The organism is Neptunicoccus cionae (assembly GCF_014643735.1).
Taxonomy (GTDB): Bacteria; Pseudomonadota; Alphaproteobacteria; order Rhodobacterales; family Rhodobacteraceae; genus Amylibacter; species Amylibacter cionae.
Genome location: NZ_BMKA01000006.1, coordinates 124,925 through 143,715, shown reverse-complemented (window position 1 = coordinate 143,715; position 18,791 = coordinate 124,925). Strand labels below are relative to the sequence as shown.

Below are 18,791 nucleotides of genomic sequence, written 5' to 3'. Positions count from 1 at the left end.
ATGTCCTATCGCGCCGTTGTTATCGGTAATGAAACGCTGACCATTCAATGTGGTGAGATGCTGCGCGAAGCAGGCCATACGGTCGCCGCCGTTGTGACCCGCCACCCTGATGTGGAGGATTGGGCAAAGGACGCAGGGCTGTTGCTGCATAGCCCTGACACCGATCTGGTTGCGGCACTTGCCGGAATGGAATTCGACTGGCTGATGTCGATTGCCAATCTTGATATGATCCCTGCGGCTGTATTGGCGCGCCCCCTTCGCGGGGCGGTGAATTTTCATGACGGCCCCCTGCCGCGCTATGCAGGTTTGAACGCTCCGGTCTGGGCATTGCTGAACGGTGAGGCTGAATACGGCGTAAGCTGGCATATGATTTCGGGCGGCGTCGACGAAGGTGATTTGCTGGCACAAAGCTTCTTTGATGTCAGTCCGGACGAAACCGCGCTGACCCTGAACACCAAATGTTATGCTGCGGCCATCGACAGCTTTGCCACAGTCATCGAGAAACTGGCAACAAACGCACCTGTGACCACGGCCCAAGACCTGTCGCAACGCAGCTATTTTGCCAAAAACGACCGGCCTGCGAACGCCGCACGGATCAATTTCACCCAGAGTGCGCGACAGATCACCACCTTGGTCCGCGCATTGGACCATGGCGCTTACTGGAACCCGCTGGCCTGTCCCAAACTCGCCTCTGCCGCTGGTGTCTTTCTTGTGGGTAAGGCCGAGGCCGGCAAAAGCTCTGCCGATGCCAGCGCAGGAACCGTAATCGCCTTGGACAATGACAGCCTGACCGTCGCCACCGCCACAGCGCCAGTGACTTTGAGCAAACTGCGGGATGCCTACGGCGCGCCTGTTGCCCCCTCGCGGATCGCCGCCGTAGGGGATGTGTTGCCCACCCTTGATACGGCCGAGGCCGAAGCCCTGAGTGCAGCCCTGAAAGCCACGCTGAAAACTGAAGAAGACTGGCGCCACACCCTAGAAGCCATGTCCCCAGTCGCCCTGCCGCTGATCGACATGGACGCCCCGTTCGGCGAGATCGTCGCCATTCCGCTTGCCGGTGATCACGACCATCTGGCCCGCGCATTGATGCATTTGGGCAGTGCGCTGGCCGAAGACCCTATCGATTTGGCTCTGGGGCTGCCCCATGACCATCCCGGCTATCTGTCCGATTGGGTGCCGCTGCGCGCGGGCTCTGACCCCGCCGCAGCCAGAGCCCGCGGCCCCTTTACCGCCGACTTGCTTGCCCGGATGCCCGGTGATGTCGCAATCCCTGCCTTGGGGCTGTCAGATGACAGCTATATTTCTGGCACGGCCCTGACCGTTGCAGGTACAACGTTGCACGCCAATACCGGCAAAATCACCACTGAAGCCGCGACCCTTATGGCGGCCCGATTAACCCATATGGCCGCCCAGATCGCCAAAGGCGAAACGCCCACGATCCTGCCCGACGCAGAACGCCAGAAAGTGCTGTTCGACTGGAACGCCACCACAACGGACTTCCCCCAAACGCAATGTATCCATCAGGCGTTTGAGGCGCAGGTTGAACGCACCCCCGAGGCAGAGGCACTGGCCTTTGAAGGCGAAAGCCTCAGCTATGCGCAGTTGAACGGGAAAGCCAATCAACTTGCCCGCATCCTGCAAGCCAAAGGCGTCGGCCCCGATGTGATTGTGGGCCTGCACCTGCACCGCTCTTCGGCTCTTCTGGTCGCAGCACTTGCGATCCTGAAGGCAGGCGGTGCCTATCTGCCACTCGATCCGGTCTATCCAGCCAGCCGCACAGAGTTCTTCATTGAGGACAGCGGCACCAAAGTCATCATCACCGACAGCGCCTTGGCCGCCAACCTGCCCCGTACATCCGCCGAGATCATACGGGTCGATACAGTGTCGCCGGAAAGCGAAGCCGGCAATCCTGTTTCAGACGTAGCAGGCCACCACATGGCCTATATGATCTACACATCCGGATCGACCGGCACCCCCAAAGGCGTGATGGTCGAACACCGCAATGTGGCAAACTTCTTTACCGGAATGGACGACCGAATTTCCCATTCCCCCCCCGGCGTCTGGATGGCTGTGACCAGCCTGTCCTTTGACATTTCGGTGCTGGAATTATTCTGGACCCTCGCGCGCGGTTTCAAACTGGTCATCTCGGGCGAAGAAAGCCGCGCCTTGGTCTCAGGCGAAGGCCCCGCACCCGGTGTCGGCATGGACTTCAGCCTGTTTTACTGGGGCAATGACGATGGCGTCGGGCGCGATAAATACCGCTCGCTTCTGGAGGGCGCACAGTTTGCCGACAAAAACGGCTTTTGTGCAGTCTGGACCCCCGAACGGCATTTCCACGCCTTTGGCGGCCCCTATCCAAACCCTTCGGTCACAGGGGCAGCGGTCGCAGCGGTCACGCGCAACCTTGCTGTGCGGGCCGGTTCTTGCGTCGCCCCGTTGCACCATACCGCGCGCATTGCCGAGGAATGGGCCGTCATCGACAATCTAACAAACGGGCGGAGTGGAATTGCTATTGCCTCCGGCTGGCAGCCTGACGACTTTGTGCTGCGTCCGGAAAACACGCCCCCGAACAACAAACCGGCGATGTTTGACGCAATCCGTGACCTGCGTAAGCTTTGGGCCGGAGAGACGGTAGAATTCGCACGTCAGAACGGCGAGATGCATGGTGTTGTCACCCAACCCCGCCCCGTATCCAAGACACTAAATGTCTGGGTCACGACCGCTGGCAATCCTGCAACATGGAAAGAGGCCGGAGAAAACGGCTGCAACGTGCTGACCCACCTTCTGGGGCAAAGCGTCGATGAAGTTGCGGAAAAAATCGCCATCTACCACGCTGCCCTGCGCGAAGCGGGCCATAATCCCGATGATTTTTCCGTCACTTTAATGCTGCACAGCTTTCTTGCAGATACCCGCGAGCAAGCCCGCGAGATTGCCCGCGAGCCTATGAAGGATTACCTGCGCGCCGCCGCTGGCCTGATCAAACAATACGCATGGGCTTTTCCGGCATTCAAGAAACCCAAAGGGGTTGAAAACCCGATGCAGATTGATCTGGCATCGCTGAACACCGAGGAAATGGAAGGTATCCTTGATTTCGCCTTTGAACGGTATTTCAACGACTCCGGGCTGTTTGGTACGGTTGAAGACGCGGTTGAGCGGGTCGCACAGGTCAAAGCCATCGGCGTCACCGAGATCGCCTGCCTGATTGATTACGGCATCGACGTGGATCACGTGCTGGAAGGCTTGAAGCCGCTCGCACAGGTGGTCGCTGCCAGCAATCAAACCGTGGCAGACGATGATTATTCCATTGCCGCGCAGATTTTGCGCCACAAAGTCACCCATCTCCAATGCACCCCGTCTATGGCACAGATGCTGGCCATGAACGAGGAGGCAAGGGGCGCCTTACGCCAGCTCGACCATATGATGGTGGGCGGTGAAGCGCTGCCCGGGGCGCTGGCCGACGAATTGCGTGACCTTACAGGGGGGCACGTGGAAAACATGTACGGCCCGACCGAAACCACAATCTGGTCCACCACCCAGACAGCCGCGCCGGGCCATGGGGCAGTGCCTATCGGCACCCCGATTGCCAATACACAAGTCTATGTGTTGGGCGAGGATATGGAACCCCGGCCCATTGGCATGCCGGGCGAGTTGTATATCGCTGGTGCCGGTGTGACGCGGGGCTATTTCCAGCGGGACACCCTTACCTCGGAACGTTTTGTGACGGATCCTTTCAAGGCCCTTGACCCTAACTCTGCCGGTCGGGGGCGCATGTATCGTACCGGCGATCTGGTGCGCTGGGAACCGGACGGGCGGCTCCACTTTCTGGGGCGTGCCGATTTTCAAGTCAAACTGCGCGGCTACCGTGTGGAATTGGGCGAAATCGAAAGCGTCATGGACAGGTTTGACGGTGTCCAGCAATCCGTTGTTATTGCACGGGAAGATACGCCAGGGGTTGTGCAGTTGGTTGGCTATATGCTGACGGAAACAAACATAGATGAAGCCGCTTTGCGTGCCGAAATGCTCAATGCCCTGCCCGAATACATGGTGCCGCGTCATTTTGTGACGCTGGACGCCTTTCCGTTGACCCCGAACAAGAAAGTCGACCGTAAGGCCCTGCCCGCGCCTGTACTGAGTAAAGCCGCTCCAATCGTTGCGACACCAACACCGACTACAGCTACAGAGGCAAAAGCGGAGCCGGAGACAGCGGAGGTCGATCTGGGCTCTGAGGCTGAAATCAGCCAGAAGATCGCTGAAATCTGGTCCGAAATCCTTGGGGTCGGGCAGATTGGCCCTAAAGACAGCTTCTTTGATTTGGGCGGTCACTCGCTGCTGGCTGTGCAGGCGCACCGAGAGATCCGCGCGAGGCTTGGCGTACAAAAGCTGTCGATCACCGATATTTTTCGCGCCCCGACCCTTGGCGCCTTATCAGAGATTGTTGCCAAGAAAGCCGGGAACTCTGCGCCCAAAGCCCCCCCGGTTGCTGCGGTTCCCCAGCCCGCACAAACCGCCCCCGCAACACTCGAGCCCCCAGCAGGCGGCACACTCACCGATGCTATGGCACGGCGGCGGGAGATGCGCAAACAGCGGCAAAACCGATGAGCCTTCCATGCGGGGCGCCCCTGTGTGAGCTGCCGGGCTGTTCAGTCGGGCAGGGGCAAACAGGCTTTCCCCCGGAGGCGCTTTGCTTTGATCTGTTGCCCTTATCCGCGGGCAGCAGCAAACTGAAACCCGTGGCATTCCTCCTCAAACCTCTCTCCGGTCCATCATGCGCCACCGTCTGAAAAAAATCCTGATCGCCCCGGCCCTGTTCATTCTCGCAGCGCTTGGCCTTTACAGCCGTCAGGCTGCGCCGCTGGACCCGCAGGCCTTTGCGGCCCTTTACGACACTCCGGCCCCTGCGCCGCAGGGCCCGCGTCAGGTGTACCATCTGGGCCATAGCCTTGTAGGGCGCGACATGCCGGCGATGCTTGCGCAATTGGCTGGCGAAGGCCACGACTACGCCAGCCAGCTTGGTTGGGGCGCGACGTTGCGATCCCACTGGGAGCCGGATGTGCCGGTCAAAGGATTTGAAGCCGAAAACGCCCATGCCGCCTATCGTGACCCCGATGAAGCACTGGCCTCCGGCACCTACGACGCGCTGGTGCTGACCGAGATGGTCGAAATCGCAGACGCAATCCGCTACCACGACACCCCCACGTATCTGCACCGCTGGGCCGCCAAAGGCCAAGAGGCCGGTATGGTGATCTATCTTTATGAAACCTGGCACCAGTTGAATGACCCTACTGGCTGGCGGGTGCGGCTGGACCGCGACCGGACCCTCTATTGGGAAGATGCTGTGCTGCGCCCTGCCCTGGCCCAGAGTGATCCGCCGCGCCCAATCTATGTAATCCCCGGCGGTTCGGTCATGGCCGCCCTGTCCCGTGCCCTGGAAACCGGAGGGGCCGTTGGCCCGCTGGGACAGCACGGTGATCTGTTCAAGGACGATATCCACTTCAACGACTACGGCGCCTACCTGATAGCGCTCATCCATTATGCAGTTCTTTACCAGCGCGACCCGACAGGTCTCCCTCATACCCTGCAGCGGGCCGATGGAACTCCGGCGGACGATCCCGGTGCTGCAGCGGCGCGGCTGATGCAAAAGATCGTCTGGCAGGTGGTCTCGCAGGATCCCATGACAGGTGTTCCGGAGGGCTGACACTATGGTCGGGTGCTCATTTCGAAACGCTCTGTCTCTTAAACGAATCTTGACTTTTTGACCCGCGCAGTCCCTCCTAATTTTACTCAAACTTCATTTTTTATTGGTATATACCCGTGTCTGCATTTTTTCCACTCGACCCAGAAACCCTGACGATCACTCATCAAAGGGCAAAAGAAATCGGTGACAGCATTGCCACTGACTATCAGTCCAAGACGCCCTATCATTATACCTGTGTGGACAATTTCCTGCCGCCCGAAATTCTGGAACAGGTGCGCGAAGAAGCTTTGGCTATGGGTGACAAGCCAGCGGAAAACGCCAGCGAGAACGAAAAGCTCAAGACCTCTTACAATCCTGATCGCCTGCCAACTTATACCAAATCTGTGTTCCACGCGCTCTCGTCGCGCCCTTTCATCCAGTTTCTGGAGAAAATGTCGGGCATAAAGGGGCTGATCCCCGATCCCTATTATCTGGGCGGTGGCATTCACCGCACCAACACCGGCGGATTTCTCGATATCCATGCGGATTTCAACCACCATTCGATCATGAATCTGGAACGCCGCCTGAACCTGCTGATCTATCTCAATCCCGACTGGAAAGAAGAATACGGCGGCTCCTTTGAGGTGTGGACCAATGACATGTCCGAAAAAGTGGCGTCTTTTGCCCCGGTGATGAACCGGATGTGCTGTTTTTCAACCGGCGACAACACGATGCACGGCAACCCCGAGGTGGTAAACCATCCCAAAAACGACCCGCGCCTGTCCATCGCACTTTATTACTACACCTCAACCTGGGACGATGCCCGTATCTCCCAATCCACTGTGTTCAAACAACGCCCCGGCACCAGTGACGCCAAAAGCTCCGAGGCAACCCAAAGAATGCTCCGCGAGCTAGTTCCCCCGCTGATCTACCGGAAGTCCCGCAACCTGCTCCGCAAACTGCGTAAATAGAGTCCTCTGCGGACCACTGTCAGGACATTCGGATGGCTGATGATACAGGACTTAGCGCTGCACAAATTGACACCTGCGATCCGCTTTTTGCCCCGATCCGCCTGCCTGTCGAGATCTGTACCCGCGATCCGTTGATCGTGGTTGGCATGCCCCGTAGCGGTTCCTCTTTTCTCAGCCATATCCTGTCACAAATCCCTGACTGGTATGTGTTTGACGATCTCTATACCCAACGCAAAGCGCAAGAGATCGGGGTAGACACCCCGATGAACGCCCGCGATGTCAAAAAACTAACCTATTACCTGGGCTGGCAAATCCGGGCGCGATTGCGCTTTGGTCTTTATGCGGTTCCCAATGTGACTGAAGAAGAAGTCGCTGCACTGGACGGGGCCCTTGCACAGGCTTTCACAGACCGGTCCGGATCGTGGGCCGAGATGCAGGAAGAGTTCATGCGCCGTCTGGCAAAACGTGCCGGCTGCACCCGTTGGGGTTATAAGATGCCCGGCGCTTTCCGCCGGATTCCCGAGTTACGGCAACATTACCCGCAGGCGCGCTTCATGTTTATTTTGCGCAATCCCTACAAGGTACTGGCATCCTACAAACATATGCCGATGTCCTCACAGGATGGCGATCCACGACGCTACCATCCCATCGCCTATGCAATCTACTGGCGCATGGCTGTGCGATCCTATCAACGACACTGCAAAACACTGGGCGACGGGCTGACGCTGGTGCAGTTTGAAGACCTCGTGGGCCAGCCACAACAGACCGCCAACCGGATCGCTTATTTTCTCGGGGCCACACCGCCCAAAGACGTGCATGTGCCGGAAAAGCCTAATACCTCCCACGCGACAGGCACGCGCAAACCAGATGAACTTACCGGACTAGAGCACTGGATTCTCAACAAGATTGCGCATCGTGAAATGGCGGCATTGAAATATGACCTGCAACAGACACGGGTGCGGCCTGCGGATTTTTCCGACCTCATCCGAACCACTCTGCGCTTTAGCGGGTTTCATCTGGGAAGGCTCTTGGGGCGGATCAAAGCGCGTATCGGTTCTTCTTAAAACGCTTCTCATCACGTGATGGCCTTATAAATTCTCATGGGTCAGCCGCGCAGGTCTTGCTTCATCCTGCGGCAAGAAACCCGTCATAAAACCGGCTGCCCGCAAGGGCACTCAGGCAGTCGTCGTAATTCAGGACCGTATCGCGCAGCCGTGTGGTGTTGATCTTGCGCGCACGTATATTTGCCGGCGCGTCCGGCAAACCAAGAAAGGCATAGAGGGTCTTGATGGTGGCCTTTTGCGCCTGTGCGTCAAAAAAGAACTCCTCGTAACAGACCCGCGTGACCTGACCTTCCGGCAGTTCTGACAGCAGGGTCTCCAACAGCGCGGACTCCTCCGCCACGCGCGCGATGTCAGCGAGAAGCGTGGTCGTGTCCAGCGTAATCCGTGCAGGACCGGACGTATCATTCAGAGCGCGTTTGACGGTGCCGGTCTGATCCAGCAATTGCCAGGACACAAAGCGGGCGATGGTGTCGGCACGGCAAAGCCCGATCACCTTAAGGTCGGGGCGGTCCAGAAAATAGCGCCGCAGGTCGGGTGCCCGAAAAAAGGTCGCAAAATCCTTGGCCCCGATGGTGTGCAGGTCAGCGCGGTGTTGCACCTCGCTGACCTTGCCCGCACGGCGTTTGCGCAGATTGCGCAAGGTGTTGACCACCCGCAAGGGCACGCCATCCGCCAGCAAAGCGTCCAGATACCCCGCATCATCGCCGCGCCACAGGCCCAACCGGTCACGTATTTTACGGATCTGCATCCAGTCGCCCAGCAGTTCGCCATAGTTCAGCGCCTGCGGATGCTGATTGATCACATCAACCAGCGCGTTGCTACCGGATCGCCCCAAAGTCAGGATGAAATGCCGCTCCATTAAACTTCCAATAGCCCGCGTCGATGGATTCGACAGTTCGTTTTATCATACAGAAATACCATCCACCCCACCCGTGTCACAGCCGCTTGCCCGAGGGCTGCAAATCTGCCTTCCTGTCATCAAGAAAATGATAGGTTTCAATTTCAAACATATCCAGAATCCGCTGCCCGACGGCCAGCATCTCGGGTGTGACCTTACTGCGCCAGTTGTGCAGGATGTCATTGGTTTTTCCCGCCTTGATAGCCTCGTTCACGCTGTTCAGGCTCATCCGCGAGGAATGGGAGGGTCTGGACAAAGTAGCCAGCATCCGGTCCCGTTCGGACAGGCCGAATTGCGCAATCAGCACCTCATCAACAAAGCGGGCGGGATCAGTGACAATATCTTCGTACCGCACAATCCGGTCGGTGTAGCCGGTAAAGAATAGTCGCGTCAGAACCGCATAATCTAGGATAGCGATAGCCCAGGTGTCGTCACCCTTCAGCACATCCGTGATCATCCCTCTTTGCCCTTCGCTGAAATGATGTCCGATGCGATCCAGCTGGCGACCATAAGCTTCAACCGCAAAGCCCCAGTTCTGGCGCAGCACCGAAATCGCCTGCGCACCGGGGTGACGCACCAGTGGCAGCACATGGGCATTAGTATTCTGCGCAAACCAGTCGATCATCCAAGGCGCGTTCAAGACCTTCAGGCAGACCCGATCCGCCTTCAGAAACGGTTTGGGCCGCGCACAAGAGCCAAGCTGCGGGTATTGCGCGCCCAGCAAACCCTTGGCAAAGCTGGCGAATTGATCCAACTCATCGGGGGCCAACTCAAAGAATTGCGAATGTTCGCGCGGCGGCAGCAGGCGTTGTTTCAGGTCATATCCCGGATGCGCGTCAAAAACGGCAAAGGGTTCATTGGCCCCCCAAACCCCACGGTTGATCGAAATGGTATCCGCCACCATCGTCGATCCCCCCCGGCGCAATGCCATAACGACGATGGGTCTATGTGCCGCGTCAAAACGGATCAAATGCGCTTTGGCTTTGCGGGCCAATAGCCGGGCTTTGGAGCTGGCGCTCATGCTTTGGGTACCGAATGTGGCCATGCCCACATCACGGCAAACGTTTGCTCTGTCATAGCTCCTCCAGACAGGAACATAATCCGTTACCAAGACAGCCCGTCAACCGTAAACTTGTTCCGGAACAATTCTGCCAAAGGGTCCAAAGCGCAAAACCAGCGGTCTGCATGCTTGACCGCTGGTCCCTGTTTTGTGACAACTCGACAGGTTCGGCCATCGCGTACGGCATGGCGGGATACTGCGATACCAACTGCGTCACCACCAACACCAAAACGCGGCGGGTCCGGGACATCAGTGTCCCGGAGTTTTTCCGTCTCAGGAGCAACGAGATGACACCGCAAGATGCCCGAACACGCCACTGGGATGTCATCGTAATTGGCGCAGGGATGGGCGGCGGTATGGCCGCGCGGCGGCTGGCCGAACAGGGTCTGTCGGTGCTGGTCGTGGAAAAGGGTCCCAGAGGGTACGCCCAAGAACAACAAGAGCTCGACGAGACGATGTCCGACCCCCATGCGCGCCGCATCCGCGGGTATTGGCCCAAGCCGGTACAGGCCACAGTGAACCAGCGCCAGATGCGGTTCTTCGCCCCGATCGGCTGCGGTGTCGGCGGCACTTCGGCCTTTTATGCCGGTACGCTGGAACGCCCCGAACGGCACGATCTGGAGGACACCGCCGAGATACCACATCCCACTGGCGGCTGGCCTGTCGGCTATGATGCTTTCACTCCCTATTTTGAACAGGCCGAGGCCCTTTTGCACATCTCGGGCACCCATGATCCATTGTCCCGCGAAGCGCCGTCGGATCTGGGCCCGCCCCCCGAAATCAGCGCCGGCGAGACGGCGATGATCACTGAAATGCGCGCCGATGGCTTGCACCCCTACCGCCAGCATCTGGCCTTTCGCAATCTGCCCGGGTGTCTTGTCTGTCTGGGTCACAAATGCCCGCGCAAATGCAAGATGGACGGTCGGTCCGCCGGTCTGGAGCCCGCGCTTGAAACCGGCAATGCTGTCTTGCTGGAAAACTGTGACGTAACAGAAATCAACTATGACACCCGGAGCGTCACCGGACTTACAGTCGTCCACGCTGGTGTAACGCACACATTGAACGCGGGGTATTACGTGCTCGCTGCCGGGGCGCTTGGCTCGCCCAGATTGCTATTGATGTCAGACCGGACCAATCCCAAAGGCTGTGCCAATTCCAGCGATTGGGTCGGGCGGGGCTTGATGTTCCACCTGAACGAAGTTTTTGCCCTTTGGCCAAAACGACACCAGCGCTTTGAGGGGGCTACCAAAGCCGTTTCCTTGCGCAACATCTACACGGTGGACGGCGCGCGGATGGGAATGATCCAATCGTTGGGGCTCGAGGTGTCCTTTAACAATATCGCGGCCTATCTTGCCAGACTCTATGACCGCTCGGTCCTGGGGCGCATCCCCAAACTGCGCTATCTGACCAATATCCCCGCGCTGGTGGCCGCCAAGGTTCTGGGCAAGGCAAAAGTCTTTGTCGGAATTCTGGAGGATCTCCCCTACCCCGAAAATCGCGTGCTGGTAGACGCTGATGACAAAGAGGTCCCCAGCTTTGTGTACAGTCTGCCTGCGGAATTGCTGCACCGCCGTCAAATTTTTCGACGCCAGATCAAAAAGACCTTCAAAGGGTATCGCACCATGCTGATGGGCCAGCGGCCCGAACTGAACTACGGCCACCCCTGTGGCACATTGCGCTTTGGCAGGGATCCGGAAACTTCGGTGCTGGATGCAAATTGCAAGACCCACGATCTGGACAATCTATACGTGGCGGATTCGTCGTTTTTTCCCACATCAATGGGCGTAAATCCCAGTCTGACCATTGCGGCCAATGCGTTGCGGGTCGGTGATGTGATTACAAGCCGGCTCAAGACCCGTTAGACCGGCCCCCGGAAACTAAAAACTGCCCCGATAGAGCCGGTTTGCAAGCGGTGTTTTAGCATCGGTTTGGAAATTAACGCATGGAAATCCCGCTGCGGGCTTTGCGGACGCCATTCTATCTGCTTTACGATATCTCTTTTAGGACTGGCAAAGCCATCGGCCTGCCTGATGCGACTTATAAAGACCGCTGATAGAACTGGACCATTTTGACGCTATGATATTGCTAACACAAAAAGTTAGAGACGATACAGTCATTGGGACGCACTCTGCCTTGGGGATTTCCGGCAGCCGGATCAGTATCGGGACAGGTCGCGTGGCAAAGCGCGATATGTCCGCGCGGAGTTTGAAAAGAGCGCGATGATTGACCCCGGCCCAACCGTCAGTGCTGTGATTATCGGGCGTAACGAGGGCGCGCGCCTGCTGGCCTGTCTTGCATCATTGGGCAAAGGGCTGGAACGCATCATCTATGTTGATAGCGGGTCAACGGATGGCTCGGTCGCCGCCGCCCGCGCTGCCGGAGCCGAAATTGTGGTGCTGGATACAGATACGCCCTTTACCGCAGCGCGGGCACGCAATGCCGGGATTGCCGCGCTGGAGCGGGGCATAGGGCCCGATCTGGTACAGTTCATTGACGGTGATTGCACGCTGGACCCGGACTGGATCAGAAAGGCCACTGCGTTTTTAATGCAAAACCCCAAGGTCGCAGCGGTCTGCGGGCGCCGGCGCGAACGCGCCCCCGATGTCTCGGTTTACAACCGCATGTGTGACGCGGAATGGGACACGCCGGTGGGCGAGGCCAAAGCCTGTGGCGGAGACGCCCTGATCCGGATGCAGGCACTCAGCGAGGTGGGTGGCTACAATCCAAACCTCATTGCCGGCGAAGAGCCCGAAATGTGTTTACGGATGCGACGCATGGGATGGGTAGTCTGGCGGCTGGACGCGGAAATGACCCTGCACGATGCGGCGATGACGACAGCCCGGCAGTTTTTCAGTCGCGCGCGGCGGGCCGGTTATGCAGCGGCGGAAGGTGCGGCGATGTATGGTGCCAGCGGGGAACGGCACGGCGTCGCGACCACAAGCCGTGCGCTGGTCTGGGGCTTGGTGCTTCCTGTCATAATTCTACTGAGCTGTCTTATATTCGGGCCTTTGGCCCTTTGGATAGCGATGATCTATCCTGCACAGGTGGTCCGGCTGGCGCTGCGTGACGGCGGCAGCCGGTTTGAATGGGAACGGGGATTGCTGCTGACCCTGGGCAAGTTTGCCGAATGCCGCGGCGTATTGGATTATTACTGGCGCCGCTGGCGCGGCCATGATGCGGAATTGATTGAATACAAATGAGCAATCCAACTTCTCCCCCTGCACCCCGTCCCGGATCTTTGGGACAACGTATTCTTAAAGCGGGTAGCTGGAGCCTGATACTGGTGGTGGGCGGCCGCGGTCTGCGGCTGGCCAGCAACCTGATCATGACGCGAATTCTGGTACCCGAAGCCTTTGGCCTGATGGCGATGGTGGGCATTCTGATAGCAGGTTTCGGCCATTTCACCGACATCGGGATCAACCGCAGCATCGCCCGAGAGCCTGACGGGGATAAGGAGCACTTTTTGCATGTGGCCTGGGTGTTCAAAATCCTTCGGGGGGCGACCATTGGTCTGGGCGTGTTGCTCACCGCGCTGGCGCTCTGGTTTCTGGCCCCCGCAATGGCCCCTCTGGGATCGGTCTATGCCGATCCCAGATTGCCTCTGCTTATTACGCTGTCAGCCCTTACGCCTATAATTATGGGGTTTGAATCCACCACCTACGATCTGGCCGCGCGTCACCTGAACATGAAATATATCGCCCTGATCGAAGTTGGCGGGCAGGTACTGCAAATTGTTGCTATGGTGGCATTCGCTGCCCTGTCCCCAACGGTCTGGGCCCTGATGGCAGGCATGCTGACAGGCGCCGCGTTAAAATCGGGAAGCACCCACTTCCTGTTTCCCGGTCCCCGCATGACATGGGCCTGGAATACGGAAATCGCAGGGCGGATCTGGCACTACGGCAAATGGCTGATGGGGTCCTCTGTGTTCAGCTTTGTTGCGCAAAGCGCGGACCGGTTCGTTCTGGCAGCCCTTCTGAGCACCACAACCTTTGGCATCTATGCCATTGCACAAACATGGATCGGAGCCGGCGGGATGATCATCTCACGTATCAGCGACAGCGTCGGATTTCCGGCGGTCAGCGAGATGATACGCACCCGCCCTGATGATGTCCCGCGCCTGTATCGCAAGTTTCAGAGCGTCATCGACGTCATGTGCATTCTGGCCTTTCTGATCGTGCTGTTTGGCGGACAGACCCTGATTGATCTGCTTTACACCCCCGTCTACAGCGAAGCCGGGCGCTATCTGGCGATCCTGTCGGTCATCTTTCTGACGCTGCGGTTCAACACGCTCAACGGGCTGATTATGAACCTTGGCCACTCCAAGACGATGATGATAATCTCGGCCATTCGGGCCGTGTCGATCTGTATATTGCTGCCGCTCACCTATCATACGCTCGGCCTGTCAGCGGCCCTGCTGGTGATCGCAGTCAATCCGCTGATAACGGCGGTTTATACCCTGTCAGTGCTGCGCCCGTTTCTGGGAAACACACAAATCCGATTCGATATGCTCTGGCTGGTTTTGACGCTTGTTGTGGCCGGTTGCGTCTATGTCTACGCGTAAACCCGTTTCGTAACGGAAAAATGCTACAGTTTCGCGGGAAAGAGCGTCCGCAGCTTGGCCGCATTTCGCGCCTGATCATGGGCGCGGATCACGCGGGACCGGCCCGTTTCGCCCAAAGCTTCCAAGGTGTCGGTATCCGCTGACAGGGCCGCCGCCACCGCAGCGCGCAGGGCAGGCACGTCGCCAGGCTCCACCAGCCAGCCACAGCCGTTATCCACCAGTTCGGGAATGCCGGTAATCCGCGTTGTCACCACAGCGCGGGCCATGGCGAGACTTTCCATCAGCACAATCGGGAGACCTTCGGAAAAACTGGGCAGGGCAAAAATGCGGGCCCCTTTGATCGCGGCGCGGACCTCTTCGCCTGTGCCCCAACCCGACAATGTTACATGGTTCTCAAGCCCAAGTTCGGCAATCTGTTTTTCAATTCCGGCGCGGTCTTCCCCATCCCCGATAAAGACCAGATCCAGCGTCGGGTGATCCTTGACCAGCGGCGCCACAGCTTCGACGAGCAAGGCTTGCGCTTTGGCGGGACAAAGCCGCCCGACACAAACGATACGCTTATTTGGGGGTGTCGGCGTTGCCTCGAATTCATCCAGATCAATGCCGCAGCGCACCACCTTGACCCTATCCGCAGCCCCGGACCCGGTGGCGTCAAGGATCACACCCCGCGCGTAATCGGTGATTGCAGCAACAAAAGCGGCATGTTCGACTTTCACCGGCAGAGCATTGCCGATCGGGTCATCGAACTCATCCGGACCATGGGCGGTGAAACTGTAGCTCGGTCCCCCCATCCGGCGGGCCAACAGGGTGACAGCCGCGGAATTGGTTGAAAAATGCGCATGGACGTGATGCACCCCCAAAGCCAGCGCCGCCTGCTTGAAAAACACGGCTTCCACCAGATAAGCAGCGTTTTTTATCCCTGTGCTGCCAGGACGGGTGGCCAGATGGATTGTCGTTTTCAACGCCTTCGCAAAGCCTACGGGGTTCAACACCATCTCGCGCAGTGTGCGGGTCACAAGTTTGCCAGCCCCCTGCTTGAGAATATAGGTGGTCTTGCCGATTTCGTCCCGATCACGCGGGTCCACAGGCACCTCTGCCCAGTCGCGAATAGCAAAACGGGTGACGGGCACACCTGCGGCCTCATGGGCGTGGATTTCCCGCCGCACAAAGGTCGTGGACGTGATCGGATAGGTGTTCATCAGATACGCCAGCCCCATATCAGAGCAGCCCACGCAAGTAATCGCCATAACCCGTTTTGGCATAACGCTCGGCCAGCACGCGCAGAGCGGCATCATCAATCCAGCCGGCCTCATAGGCGATTTCCTCGGGACAGCCGGTTTGCATCCCCTGACGGCTTTGCAAGGTGCGCACGAAATTGCCCGCATCCAGCAGGCTGCCGTGGGTGCCCGTATCAAGCCAGGCATACCCCCGCCCCATGCGTTCCACAGTCAGCGCATCTTCGTTCAGATAGCTTTCCAACAGAGTGACAATTTCCAGTTCGCCCCGCGCACTGGGCTGGATAGAGCGCGCCCGCTCGGGCGCTGTGCCGTCCAGAAAATAAAGCCCCGTCACCGCATAGTTTGAAGGGGGAACCTCGGGTTTTTCGATGATCTTGGTCACTTTCCCATCCCCGTCCATCCCCACCACGCCATAGCGTTCGGGATCAGCGACACGATAGCCAAAGACCGTGCCCCCCGCAGTTTGGGTATCTGCCGAGGCCAGCAATTCCGGCAGGCCATGGCCGAAAAAGATATTGTCCCCCAGCACCATAGCCGAGGATTCTCCGGCCAGAAACTCCTCTGCAATCAGATAGGCCTGCGCCAGACCTTCAGGGTTGGGTTGCACCAGCCAGGTGATCGTAATGCCCCATTGCGACCCGTCCCCTAACAGGTTCTGGAACTGTACCTGATCCTGCGGCGTGGTGATGATCCCGATGTCGCGGATGCCCGTCAGCATCAGAACCGACAGCGGGTAATAAATCATCGGCTTGTCGTAGATCGGCATCAGTTGCTTGGACAGACCTTGTGTGATCGGCCAGAGCCGCGATCCGGTGCCGCCGGCGAGGATCAGACCTTTTCGGGTGCTCATGAGAGGGTCTCCTTGATAATAGCATCCAGTTCCGCCTGCCAATCGGGGCGAGAAATGCCAAAAGTTGCTTCAAGACTCCTGCAATCAAGCCGTGAATTGGCGGGGCGCATGGCGGGGGTCGGATAATCGGATGTGGGGATATCTGTGACCGTGACAGGGCGTCCGGCAGTGGCAAAAATCCGTCGGGCAAAATCGGCCCAGGTCACATCGGGGGCGCCTGAGAAATGATAAACACCCGGCGCGCCCTGCCCGGCGTGCAGCGCCTTGGCGATGGTCAGACAGGCCGCAGCAATGGCTGCCGCCGGTGTCGGCCCACCTGTCTGGTCGCCGACCACGCTTAAGGCATCGCGGGTCTCGCTGAGCCCCAGCATGGTGGTCACGAAATTCCTGCCCGTCCCGTCAAAAACCCAAGCCGTGCGCAAAATGACACTGCGCCCGCCCGTAGCCGCTACAAGCTGTTCACCTGCCAGTTTGGTGCGCCCGTAAGCGCTCAGCGGGGCTGTGGAATCCTCAGGTTTCCATGCTGGCCCCTGGGCACCGTCAAAGACATAATCCGTTGATATATGCACGAATGGCACGCCGCGGTCCCTACAGGCAGCGGCCATCGCGCCAGGTGCTTCGGCGTTGACCACATGGGCTTCGGCCTCGTGGTCCTCGGCCGCGTCTACCGCGGTCCAGGCCGCAGCATTGATGACAGCATCCGTATCCATCCGGGCGATGGCCCCGGCACAAGCGGCAGGATCACGTAAGTCCGCATCATCGCGACCAAGCGCGGTGATCTGCACACCGGCGGCGGGACCGGCGGCGATCAGGGCCCGCGCGACCTGTCCGGTTTTGCCAAAAACGAGGATCTTCATAAGACTCCCAGACGTGTACCCACGCCGTCCCGCTCCAGCAGAGGCTGCCACCAGTCCGCGTGGCCGAGATACCACGCGACGGTTTTCTCAAGACCTTGCTCCAGTGTCACCGAAGGGGACCAGCCCAATTCCGTGTTGATCCGTGTGGAGTCAATTGCATAGCGCAGGTCGTGGCCGGGACGGTCGGCCACAAAGGTAATCAGATCCCCGTGAGGGGCTGCATCAGGACGGTGACGGTCCAGCAAACCACAGATCGTTTTTACAAGATCAATGTTGCGGGCCTCGTTTCCCCCGCCAACGTTATAACTGCGCCCCCGCACGCCGCGCATCAGAACGGTCAGCAGCGCATCGGCGTGATCCTCGACATAAAGCCAGTCGCGCACATTTTCGCCCGCGCCATACACAGGAATGGGTTTCCCGTGCAAAGCGTTCAAAATGACCACGGGGACCAGTTTCTCGGGAAAGTGGAACGGCCCATAATTGTTGGAGCAATTCGTCAACAGGATGGGAAGGTTATAGGTTTCGCCCCAGGCGCGGACCAGATGGTCGGATGCGGCTTTGGAGGCCGAATAGGGGCTGCGGGGATCGTAAGGCGTTGTTTCGGTGAATCGTCCCGCCGCCCCGAGGGAGCCATAAACCTCATCTGTGGAAACGTGATGGAAGCGGAAACTGTCGGGACAGCCCTGCCGTTCCCAATATGCGCGCGCGGCCTCTAACAAAGTGTAGGTGCCGGTTACATTGGTGTCGATAAACGCACCGGGCCCGTCAATGGAGCGGTCCACATGGGATTCTGCTGCCAGATGCATGATCGCATCGGGTTGATGCTGTGCAAGGATACGGTCCAAAGCATCGCGGTCCCGGATATCTGCCTGTTCAAAGGCATAATTCGCCATGCCCGCCACGCTGGCAACATTGGCCAGACAAGCCGCATAGGTCAGCGCATCAAGGTTCACCACAGTGTGTCCCTGTGCCACCGCCAGCCGCACAACAGCAGAGCCGATGAACCCTGCCCCTCCGGTTACAAGAATTTTCAAGGGTGGGCCTCATAGGTGAACGGCGTGTTCAAATCAGCGAAAGCTGCGGCAGCAGCGTCTTTGTCGGAAAGCACAGCGTCCTCGGGCCTGATCCCCCAGTCGATCGCCAGATCGGGATCGTCAAAACGCACCGCCCCTTCTGTGGCAGGGGTATAGGGGGCGGAACATTTATACGCCACGGTGCATTTGGGGGTGCGTGTGACGAACCCATGCAAGTAACCGGCAGGGATCAACAGCTGATTGCCTTTTTCAGCGGATAATTCGCACCCGACCCAGTGGCCGAATGTAGGAGAGCCTGAACGAATATCCACAGCAACATCCCAAATTACGCCGCTCAGTACCCGCACCAGTTTTGCCTGTGCCGCCGGAGGCGCCTGAAAGTGCAAGCCCCGCACGGTGCCTGTCTCTTCGCTGAAAGACTGGTTATCCTGCACAAAGGTGGTGGTGATGCCAAATTCGGCCAGAGTATTAATATTATACGTTTCGCAGAAATAACCCCTGCTGTCGGTGAAGCGGCGCGGTTCAATAATAACAACGCCGTCCAATTCAGTCTTTTCAATCATTAATTCAAACTTTCTGCACCC

14 protein-coding genes are annotated in these 18,791 nt (G+C 58.5%); 7 read left to right on the top strand and 7 right to left on the bottom strand.

Annotation, left to right across the window (positions count from 1 at the left end; translation table 11 throughout):
• The 4 genes from IEX10_RS16975 to IEX10_RS16960 all read left to right on the top strand — a co-directional run bounded on the left by IEX10_RS16975 (position 1) and on the right by IEX10_RS16960 (position 7,709).
• Complete coding sequence (locus IEX10_RS16975) at positions 1 to 4,599, top strand: MupA/Atu3671 family FMN-dependent luciferase-like monooxygenase (protein ID WP_188678122.1); 4,599 nt, start codon at positions 1 to 3, stop codon at positions 4,597 to 4,599.
• A gap of 166 nt (positions 4,600 to 4,765) precedes the next feature.
• Complete coding sequence (locus IEX10_RS16970; protein ID WP_188678120.1) at positions 4,766 to 5,695, top strand: hypothetical protein; 930 nt, start codon at positions 4,766 to 4,768, stop codon at positions 5,693 to 5,695.
• Positions 5,696 to 5,811: 116 nt separating this feature from the next.
• Positions 5,812 to 6,645, top strand: a complete 834-nt coding sequence (locus IEX10_RS16965; protein WP_188678118.1) for a 2OG-Fe(II) oxygenase — start codon at positions 5,812 to 5,814, stop codon at positions 6,643 to 6,645.
• Between the two features lie 32 nt (positions 6,646 to 6,677).
• Complete coding sequence (locus IEX10_RS16960; RefSeq protein ID WP_188678116.1) at positions 6,678 to 7,709, top strand: sulfotransferase family protein; 1,032 nt, start codon at positions 6,678 to 6,680, stop codon at positions 7,707 to 7,709.
• Positions 7,710 to 7,770: 61 nt separating this feature from the next.
• On the opposite strand, the gene IEX10_RS16955 is transcribed toward IEX10_RS16960, so the two are convergent.
• Positions 7,771 to 8,568: a sulfotransferase gene (locus IEX10_RS16955; RefSeq protein WP_188678114.1), complete on the bottom strand. Its 798-nt coding sequence runs from the start codon at positions 8,566 to 8,568 to the stop codon at positions 7,771 to 7,773.
• Between the two features lie 76 nt (positions 8,569 to 8,644).
• Positions 8,645 to 9,652 carry a sulfotransferase family protein gene (locus IEX10_RS16950; protein ID WP_188678112.1) on the bottom strand — a complete coding sequence of 336 codons (1,008 nt, stop codon included), beginning with the start codon at positions 9,650 to 9,652 and terminating at the stop codon, positions 8,645 to 8,647.
• A gap of 302 nt (positions 9,653 to 9,954) precedes the next feature.
• Between IEX10_RS16950 and IEX10_RS16945 the strand changes: the two genes are divergently transcribed.
• The 3 genes from IEX10_RS16945 (at position 9,955) to IEX10_RS16935 (ending at position 14,228) form a co-directional block, all read left to right on the top strand.
• The gene (locus IEX10_RS16945) at positions 9,955 to 11,529 is read left to right on the top strand and encodes a GMC oxidoreductase (RefSeq protein WP_188678110.1); all 1,575 of its coding nucleotides are present in this window, start codon (positions 9,955 to 9,957) and stop codon (positions 11,527 to 11,529) included.
• 357 nt (positions 11,530 to 11,886) lie between these two features.
• Positions 11,887 to 12,867, top strand: a complete 981-nt coding sequence (locus IEX10_RS16940; protein ID WP_188678109.1) for a glycosyltransferase family 2 protein — start codon at positions 11,887 to 11,889, stop codon at positions 12,865 to 12,867.
• Positions 12,864 to 14,228, top strand: coding sequence for an oligosaccharide flippase family protein (locus IEX10_RS16935; RefSeq protein ID WP_188678107.1), 1,365 nt, complete (start codon positions 12,864 to 12,866; stop codon positions 14,226 to 14,228). The genes IEX10_RS16940 and IEX10_RS16935 overlap by 4 nt, the downstream gene beginning before the upstream one ends.
• Before the next feature lie 23 nt (positions 14,229 to 14,251).
• Here the strand turns inward: IEX10_RS16935 and IEX10_RS16930 are convergent, their stop codons facing one another.
• Genes IEX10_RS16930 through rfbC form a run of 5 tightly spaced genes read right to left on the bottom strand, consistent with a single transcriptional unit; the run spans position 14,252 to position 18,770 of the window.
• Positions 14,252 to 15,490 carry a glycosyltransferase family 4 protein gene (locus IEX10_RS16930; RefSeq protein ID WP_188678105.1) on the bottom strand — a complete coding sequence of 413 codons (1,239 nt, stop codon included), beginning with the start codon at positions 15,488 to 15,490 and terminating at the stop codon, positions 14,252 to 14,254.
• Positions 15,447 to 16,316 carry a glucose-1-phosphate thymidylyltransferase RfbA gene (gene rfbA, locus IEX10_RS16925; RefSeq protein WP_188678103.1) on the bottom strand — a complete coding sequence of 290 codons (870 nt, stop codon included), beginning with the start codon at positions 16,314 to 16,316 and terminating at the stop codon, positions 15,447 to 15,449. Before rfbA ends, IEX10_RS16930 begins: the two co-directional genes overlap by 44 nt.
• Entirely contained in the window at positions 16,313 to 17,173 is an 861-nt protein-coding gene (gene rfbD, locus IEX10_RS16920; RefSeq protein WP_188678100.1) for a dTDP-4-dehydrorhamnose reductase, read from the bottom strand. The genes rfbA and rfbD overlap by 4 nt, the downstream gene beginning before the upstream one ends.
• Positions 17,170 to 18,207, bottom strand: a complete 1,038-nt coding sequence (gene rfbB, locus IEX10_RS16915) for a dTDP-glucose 4,6-dehydratase (protein ID WP_188678098.1) — start codon at positions 18,205 to 18,207, stop codon at positions 17,170 to 17,172. The genes rfbD and rfbB overlap by 4 nt, the downstream gene beginning before the upstream one ends.
• A complete protein-coding gene (gene rfbC / locus IEX10_RS16910; protein ID WP_188678095.1) occupies positions 18,204 to 18,770 on the bottom strand; it encodes a dTDP-4-dehydrorhamnose 3,5-epimerase in 567 nt (188 codons plus the stop codon). The genes rfbB and rfbC overlap by 4 nt, the downstream gene beginning before the upstream one ends.
• Positions 18,771 to 18,791: the final 21 nt, after the last annotated feature.